A 7,333-nucleotide genomic window follows, 5' to 3' on the forward strand; every position below is an offset into this window, starting at 1 on the left:
GAGACCACACGACTCCGACATCGCACCCCCGCCCGGAGTGACCGGTCCGGTACGACGGCCGACCGTCAGCGGAGGGTGTCCTCGAGCATGTTCGGCCGGCACGCGGTCCGCGACACGATCAGCATGAGGAGCAGCACGACGGTGATGAACGCCAGCCCGGACGCCAGCCCGGGGCCGTCGAACAGCATCCCGAACACGATGGGACCGAGGCACGCGGCGGTGTACCCGACGCCCTGGGAGAAGCCGGACAGCGCGGCCGAGCCGGCCTGCGTACGGGTGCGGAGATTGATCAGGGTCAGGCAGAGCGGGAACGTGCTGGGTCCCACACCGAGTAGGCAGATCCACAGCCACGGGGCCACGTCGGGCGCCCAGAGCAGGCCGGCGAAGGCCCCCAGATAGGACACGACGGAGACGACGACGACGGCGTACGGGTCCTCGAACCGGCCCGCGATGTAGGGGACGGCCAGGGCGGCGACGAGTCCGATCGCCGAGTACACCGCCAGCGCCAGGCCGCCCTCCGCGCGCGTCATGCCGATCGATTCCGCCACGGCCGGGAGCCAGGTGAAGAACGCGTACGTGCACAGGGAGTTCGTGCCGAAGAACAGGGCGAGTGCCACGCCGACGGGAGAGCGCCACGGGCGGACACCGCGGGTCGGCTCGGGCGCGGTCGGCGTGCCGGCGGCGGGCCGCTGGGCGTCGGTCGGCGTGCCCGGGCGCAGGATCTCGACGATCCACGGCACGGCGGCGACAACCGCCAGCACCGCCCACCAGCCGATGGAGACCCGCCACCCGGCGGCCTCCTCGACGCGCACGGCCACGAGCGCCGGCACCACCGTGCCCAGCTGCAGTCCGGTGATGTAGGCCATGCTCACGGCCGCCACGTGCCGGGGGAAGTACTTCTTGACCAGGGGCGGGGCGACGACGTTGCCGATGCCCATCCCGGCCAGGGCGACGAGCGACCCCGCGCCCATCACCCACGGGTCGTGCGCGACGGCCCGGATCACCTGCCCCGCGGCGGCGGCGACCATCGCCAGCACGGTGAGCAGTTCGAGGCCCGTCCTGCGGAGGACCATCGGCGTGAGCACGCCCCAGACCGCGAACATGAGGGTGGGGATCATCCCGAGCAGGCCCATGCCGGCGGCGCCGAGGCCGATCTCGGCGTCGATCACCCCGAGCAGCGGGCTGAGCGAGGTGACGGCGGTGCGCAGGTTCAGCGAGACGAGGACGACGCCGACGAACGCGACGAGAGGGAACGTGACGGCGCCGCGGCGGGCTCCGGCCCGCGCTGAGCGGGCGTTCACGCGGCGCTGTCCGCGACGAACTCGCCGACCTGCCGGGCCATGGCCTGGAGACCGTCCATCGCCGCCGGCTTCGATCCCGGGTGCAGCGCGTGCACCGCGAGACGGAACACCGCCGCCCGCAGGACCATCTGGGGCCAGTGCTCGAGGTGCCGCCACCGGGTGAGGACGCCGGCGTCGACCGTTCCCCAGGACAAGTGGTCCACGGCGACGACCGCCGCCGACCACGACGCCGGCCGCGCGTAGGGCACGACGTCGGTCAGCGCCGGCTCGGCGGAGGCGTCGAAGAGCAGACCCCGGGCGAGGTCACCGTGGACGACACCCGCACCGGGGTCCGCGACCGGGCGGCGGTGCCGGATGAGCCCGGTGGCCCCGAGCAGGGCGGCCGCGCGGTGGGTGGCGAACGGGGTGCCACGGTCCTCCATCCCGGGCGCCAGATCGTGTTCGGGATCGCCGTCCCAGGCGGCGGCCTCGGCGAACGAGAACAGGTCGGACTCGGACCACGGCCGCGTCGCGGGCCGACGGACCAGCCGGGGGCGTTCGACCTCGGCGAGCGCGGCGTTGATCCTGGCCGACCACGCGATGGTCTCGTCCGCACGCGCCTCGGGTCGACCGGACACGGCCCGGTCCGCACGCCACCCGCTGACGACGTGCCGGCCGTCGCGCGACCGCACCGGCAGCGAGACACGCAGCCCGGTGACGTCGAGCTCCTCCCGCACCCGGGCGGACCAGTTGGCCAGCGCCGTGTCAGCGACGGGGCGCAGCACCACCGCGCCGCCCGCCGCGGGGACCAGCCAGCCCGTGCCGGAACCGGCGGCCACGGGGGAGGCCGCGCCGTCCGCCACGCCGAAGGCGCCGCGGACGTGCTCGGGGACGGTCACGTCGTTCACGCCGACCACGGTACCCACCCCGGACGTCAGTACCCGGGCAGGGACGGGTCCACGTCGCGTGTCCACGCCTCGATGCCGCCCGCGAGCGACCGGACGCCGGGGAAACCGGCGGCCGCCAGGGTCGCCGCGGCGCGTGCCGACCGGACCCCGGACTTGCAGTACACGACCAGCGGACCGCGCTCGGCGGCCCGGCCGAGGACGCCCGTCGGGTCCCCGGCGACCTCGGCGACCGAGTCCAGCGGCACCCACACGGACGGGTCGATCCTCGCGATCGACCGCTCGCCGGCGCCACGGACGTCCACCAGGACCGGCGCCGGCGCGTCGAGCCCGGGCGACCCGGTCGGTCCCGACGCGGCCAGCTCCGCCGCGAGGTCGGTCGCGGATACGGTCGGCACCTCCGGCAGCCCGGGATCCGGGAGCTCGCAGGAGACGTCCCCGGCGCCGTCCGGCAGCTCGGTGACCGGCTCGCGCGACGGGTCCGGGCGGACCGTGACCGTCCGGTTGGTGGACTCGAGCAGGTCCATGAGGACGAGACGACCGAGCAGGGACCGCCCCGCCCCGGTGACGAGCTTGACGGCCTCCATCGCCATCATCGACCCGACCGTGCCGCAGAGCGCACCCACGACCCCGGCCTCGGCGCAGCTGGGCACCGAGCCCGCGGGCGGCGGCGCCGGGTACAGGTCCCGCAGGGTCACCGCCTCGGCCGGTGCGGGCGGGCGGGACCAGAACACGGCGAGCTGTGCCCGGAACCGGTCGATCGTCCCCCAGATGAGCGGGATCCCGGCGATCTCGCACGCGTCGGAGACCAGGTAGCGGGTCGCGAAGTTATCACTGCCGTCGATCACCAGGTGGTGTCCCTCGAGCAGAGAGCCGATGTTCAGCGCGTCCAGCCTGGCGTGCACCGCGTCGACCCGGACGCCCGGGGCCAACTCGGCCAGCCGGTCCCGCGCCGAGTCCACCTTCGGCCGGCCGACCGCCGCCACGGAGTGGATCACCTGCCGGTGCAGGTTGCCGAGGTCCACCTCGTCGTCGTCGACGACCGTGATCCGCCCGACGCCGGCCGCGGCGAGGTACATGAGCACCGGCGCGCCCAGGCCACCCGCGCCCACGACGAACACCGACGCGGCGCGCAGACGCCGCTGCCCCTCGTCGCCGATCGCCCCGAGCAACAGGTGCCGCGAGTACCGCGCCCTCTCCTCCGCGCTCAGCTCGGGCACCGGGTCCACCAGCGGCGGCAGCGACCGGTCCGCCGACCCGCCCACGCCGCTCATCCCGCCACCGGCGCGCCGTCGGGGAACGGCCACGCGTTGTACCGGCACGTGTCGTCGTTGTCCGGGACCACGCCCTCGGGGTCCAACCGGTGGATCTCCCTGTTGTTCACCCCGAACGTCTGCTGCATCATGATCGGCGCCAGGGCGCCGTCCGCGGGGCACGGCTCGTGCGCCGGGAAGCCGATCGCGTGCCCGACCTCGTGATTGACGAGGTACTGCCGGTAGGAGCCGATGTCGCCCTCGAACGACCGCGCGCCCCGCACCCAGCGCGCGAGGTTGAGGTACACGCGTCCGGTGGCCGAGTTGTAGCAGCTCGCCTCGAGCTCGATGTCGTACCCGCAGTTCTCGCGGACGGTCATGGGGCTGGTCAACGAGACGCGGAACGCGGGCTCGCCACGGGTGATGCGTTGGAAGGCGACGGCCCCGTCGGCCGTCCAGCTCTTGGGGTTGGCCAGGGTCGCTTCGATCATCCGGGCGACCGAGTCGTCCCCGCCGAAGTCGACCGTGTCGATCCCGTCCTCGACCTCCACCGTGTAGGTGAACTGCTCCGCCGTCGGCCGCCCGACCGGGTCGGTCCCGCCGGGCACCAGCCGGAACTCCCCGCTGGCCGCCTCGACGAACGGGCCACCCTCGGGCAGCTCGCCGCTGGGCGGCACCTCGCCGGTCGCCGGCGCCCCGACGATCGCCGGCGTCTCCTGCGCCCGCACGGCACCGTCGTCCGGCCGCGCGTCCGGCGAGACGACGGCGTCGGCGATGACGAGCGCGGTGAGCACCACGAGCACCGGGATCGCGTACGCGCGCCAGCCCCACGTGGCGAAGAACCGCCCGACCGGGGTCTGCTTGCGCAGGTGGTCCCGGGACCCGGGCACCGACCGGCGCCGACCGGGGGTCGACTCCTCCGGGTCCCACGGCGCGCGCAGCGGCTCACCGTGTGGCGGGTAGTACGGTGCCCGCTGACGCGCGCCGGGTTCCGCACCGGCCGGCGTCCGACGACGGCCGTCGCTCATCCGTACACCTCCACGTCCGCTGACGATCGGCCGCTGCCGATCACGTCTCCACGATCCCACATGCCGGGTGAGGCGCGTCCCGCCGCACTCCACGGGTGCAGGTATTGTCCGTCTGACCCGGTCGGCTGTCGACTCTCGCCCGGGCGGAGAAGGAGCCACCAGATGACGAGCCCGGACGGACCGGTCCCGGCCGCCCCGGGACGCGCCCGAGCGGCCCGGCTCCCCCGCGGCGCGCGGCGAAGCCAGCTGATCGACGCCGCCGGGACGGTGTTCGTCGAGCAGGGTTTCCACGCCTCCGGGATGGACGAGATCGCCGTCCTCGCCGGGGTGTCCAAACCGGTGTTGTACCAGCATTTCGACTCCAAGCGGGACCTGTACATCGAGGTCCTCCGCCACCACGTGGACGCGCTGCTCGGCCGGATCAGGGCCGCGCTCGACTCGACCTCCGACAACCGCCGCCGCGTCGAGGCGGCCGTCGACACGTTCTTCGCCTACGCCGACAACGACACCCGGGGCTTCCGGCTGGTCTTCTACTCGGAGTCCGGGGACGAGGACGTCCGCCGCGAACTCGACCGGGCCACCGAGGGGTGCATCGACGCGGTGCACGACCTGGTGCGGGGGGACTCCGGTCTCGACGTGCACCGATCGCGTCTGCTCGCCGTCGGGCTGGTCGGCGCCAGCCGGGTCAGCGCCGGCCACTGGCTCGACGCCGGTCGGCCGATCCCACGCGAGGACGCGGTCTCGACCACGGTCACCCTGTGCTGGGGCGGCCTGTCGAAGATCCCGCGTCACGGCGGTGACCGGCCCGCACCCGAGGCCTGACCCCGAGCCGCGCGCGGCCCGCCCGCCCGGGAGCGCGGACGCTCGGCGGACGGTCGGCGGACGGACGGTCGCCGGCGTCAGGACAAAAAGCCCACCGGTCGCCGGGCGGACTCGCCGATCTCCACATACGCCACCCGGTCGGTCGACACGAGGTAGCGACGGCCCTTCTCGTCCTCGAGCTCGAGGATCGCCTTGGCGTCCGCGGTCAGGGCCGCCTCGACGCGCTTGTGCACGTCGTCGGGCTCCATCCCGGTCTTGAACACGAGCTCACGGTTGCTGTCGGCGATGCCGATCTTGACCTCCACGGTGCCTGCCCTTCTCGTCGTAGGCGCATGTCACGCCGTCATCGATGATGCGTGCGACCCAGGCTAGCCCGAGCCCCGCCCGGGGCGGCGGTACGGGATAGGATGGGCGCACGTGGACCGCTCTCCGCGCCCGGCCACACCGGCGTCGGGTACGGCGGGTCCCGTGGAAATGTGCGCGCGCCCCGCTCGCGAGGCCGAACTCCGACGGCCCGACACCATCCGCGCGCGAGACGAGAAAGGCACCGCCCTGTCCACCACAGATGTCACCACCGAAGACGTAGACGGCATGGCCACGACGACCGCGGTCGTCGACGCCCCCTCCTCCGACTCCTCCCCCAGCTTCGCCGAGCTCGGCGTCCGACCCGAGATCGTCACCGCCCTCGCCGAGCGCGGGATCACCCACACGTTCGCCATCCAGGAACTCACCCTTCCGCTCGCCCTGGCCGGCTCGGACCTCATCGGTCAGGCCCGCACCGGCATGGGAAAGACCTACGGGTTCGGCGTTCCACTCCTGCACCGCATCTCCACCGGCGAGGCGACCCGTGAACTCGACGGCACGCCCCGCGCGCTGGTGATCGTGCCCACCCGCGAGCTGTGCCTCCAGGTCACCCAGGACCTCAAGATCGCCGCCACCGGGCTCACCGCGCCCACCGACTCGGGCACCCGCCCCCTCAAGGTCCTCGCGATCTACGGCGGCACACCGTACGAGCAGCAGACCGAGGCGCTCGAGAAGGGCGTCGACGTGGTCGTGGGCACCCCCGGGCGCCTGCTCGACCTGGCCAACCAGTCCAAGCTCGTGCTCGGCAAGGTCGAGGCCCTGGTCCTGGACGAGGCCGACGAGATGCTCGACCTGGGCTTCCTGCCGGACATCGAGAAGCTGCTGCGCATGGTGCCCGAGAAGCGGCAGACCATGCTCTTCTCCGCCACCATGCCGGGGCCGATCATCACCCTGGCCCGCACGTTCCTCACCAAGCCCACGCACATCCGCGCCGAGGCCGCCGACTCCGGGGCGACCCACGAGAACACCACCCAGCACGTCTACCGGGCGCATTCGCTGGACAAGCCCGAGGTCGTGGCGCGGATCCTGCAGGCCGAGGGCCGCGGGGCCACCATGATCTTCTGCCGCACCAAGCGCACCGCCCAGAAGCTCGCCGACGATCTCGCCGAGCGCGGCTTCCGCGTGGGCGCGATCCACGGCGACCTCGGCCAGGGCGCGCGTGAGAAGTCGCTCAAGGCGTTCCGCTCCGGCGACGTCGACGTCCTCGTCGCCACCGACGTCGCGGCCCGCGGCATCGACGTCGACGACGTCACCCACGTCATCAACTACCAGTGCCCCGAGGACGAGAAGACCTACGTCCACCGCATCGGCCGCACCGGCCGCGCCGGACGCACAGGCGTCGCGGTGACGCTCGTCGACTGGGACGACCTGCCCCGCTGGGGACTGATCGACAAGGCCCTCGGACTCGACTTCGGCGAGCCCGCCGAGACCTACTCCACCTCGCCCCACCTGCGCAGCGACCTCGGCATCCCCGAGAGCGCCGGAGGGCGGATCGGCGCCCCCACCGGCACCGGGTCCGGCCGCCGCACCGAGGACCGTGGCGCTCGCGGGTCCGGCCGCGAGTCGGGCTCCGGATCGCGCCCCGCGCGCAGGCGCACCCGCGGCGGCAGGTCCGGAGAGGACGCGTCCTCGACGTCCGCCCCCGCCACCGATTCCCCCACCGCATCCGGCGACGCGGACTC

At 73.7% G+C, this 7,333-nt stretch carries 7 protein-coding genes; 2 read left to right on the top strand and 5 right to left on the bottom strand.

Features of this window, described 5'->3' with window-relative positions:
- Window positions 1-65: 65 nt before the first annotated feature.
- From KHA85_RS09330 to KHA85_RS09345, 4 genes are read right to left on the bottom strand one after another with little or no spacing between them, the layout of a single operon-like run.
- Window positions 66-1,301 carry an MFS transporter gene (locus KHA85_RS09330; RefSeq protein ID WP_213185578.1) on the bottom strand — a complete coding sequence of 412 codons (1,236 nt, stop codon included), beginning with the start codon at window positions 1,299-1,301 and terminating at the stop codon, window positions 66-68.
- Entirely contained in the window at window positions 1,298-2,188 is an 891-nt protein-coding gene (locus KHA85_RS09335; RefSeq protein ID WP_308936910.1) for a TIGR02569 family protein, read from the bottom strand. Before KHA85_RS09335 ends, KHA85_RS09330 begins: the two co-directional genes overlap by 4 nt.
- A 26-nt stretch (window positions 2,189-2,214) precedes the next feature.
- Window positions 2,215-3,459: a ThiF family adenylyltransferase gene (locus KHA85_RS09340; protein WP_236885436.1), complete on the bottom strand. Its 1,245-nt coding sequence runs from the start codon at window positions 3,457-3,459 to the stop codon at window positions 2,215-2,217.
- A complete protein-coding gene (locus KHA85_RS09345; RefSeq protein WP_213185581.1) occupies window positions 3,456-4,466 on the bottom strand; it encodes a DUF3152 domain-containing protein in 1,011 nt (336 codons plus the stop codon). Before KHA85_RS09345 ends, KHA85_RS09340 begins: the two co-directional genes overlap by 4 nt.
- Window positions 4,467-4,628: 162 nt before the next feature.
- Here KHA85_RS09345 and KHA85_RS09350 point away from each other — a divergent pair, with 162 nt between their 5' ends.
- Complete coding sequence (locus KHA85_RS09350; RefSeq protein ID WP_063973955.1) at window positions 4,629-5,288, top strand: TetR/AcrR family transcriptional regulator; 660 nt, start codon at window positions 4,629-4,631, stop codon at window positions 5,286-5,288.
- Window positions 5,289-5,365: 77 nt separating this feature from the next.
- On the opposite strand, the gene KHA85_RS09355 is transcribed toward KHA85_RS09350, so the two are convergent.
- A complete protein-coding gene (locus tag KHA85_RS09355; protein WP_007629751.1) occupies window positions 5,366-5,593 on the bottom strand; it encodes a DUF3107 domain-containing protein in 228 nt (75 codons plus the stop codon).
- Between the two features lie 217 nt (window positions 5,594-5,810).
- Here KHA85_RS09355 and KHA85_RS09360 point away from each other — a divergent pair.
- On the top strand, window positions 5,811-7,333 hold a 1,523-nt coding region (locus tag KHA85_RS09360; protein ID WP_438802051.1), incomplete at its 3' end, for a DEAD/DEAH box helicase.

Source organism: Dietzia massiliensis, from assembly GCF_018390595.1.
Classification (GTDB): domain Bacteria; phylum Actinomycetota; class Actinomycetes; order Mycobacteriales; family Mycobacteriaceae; genus Dietzia; species Dietzia massiliensis.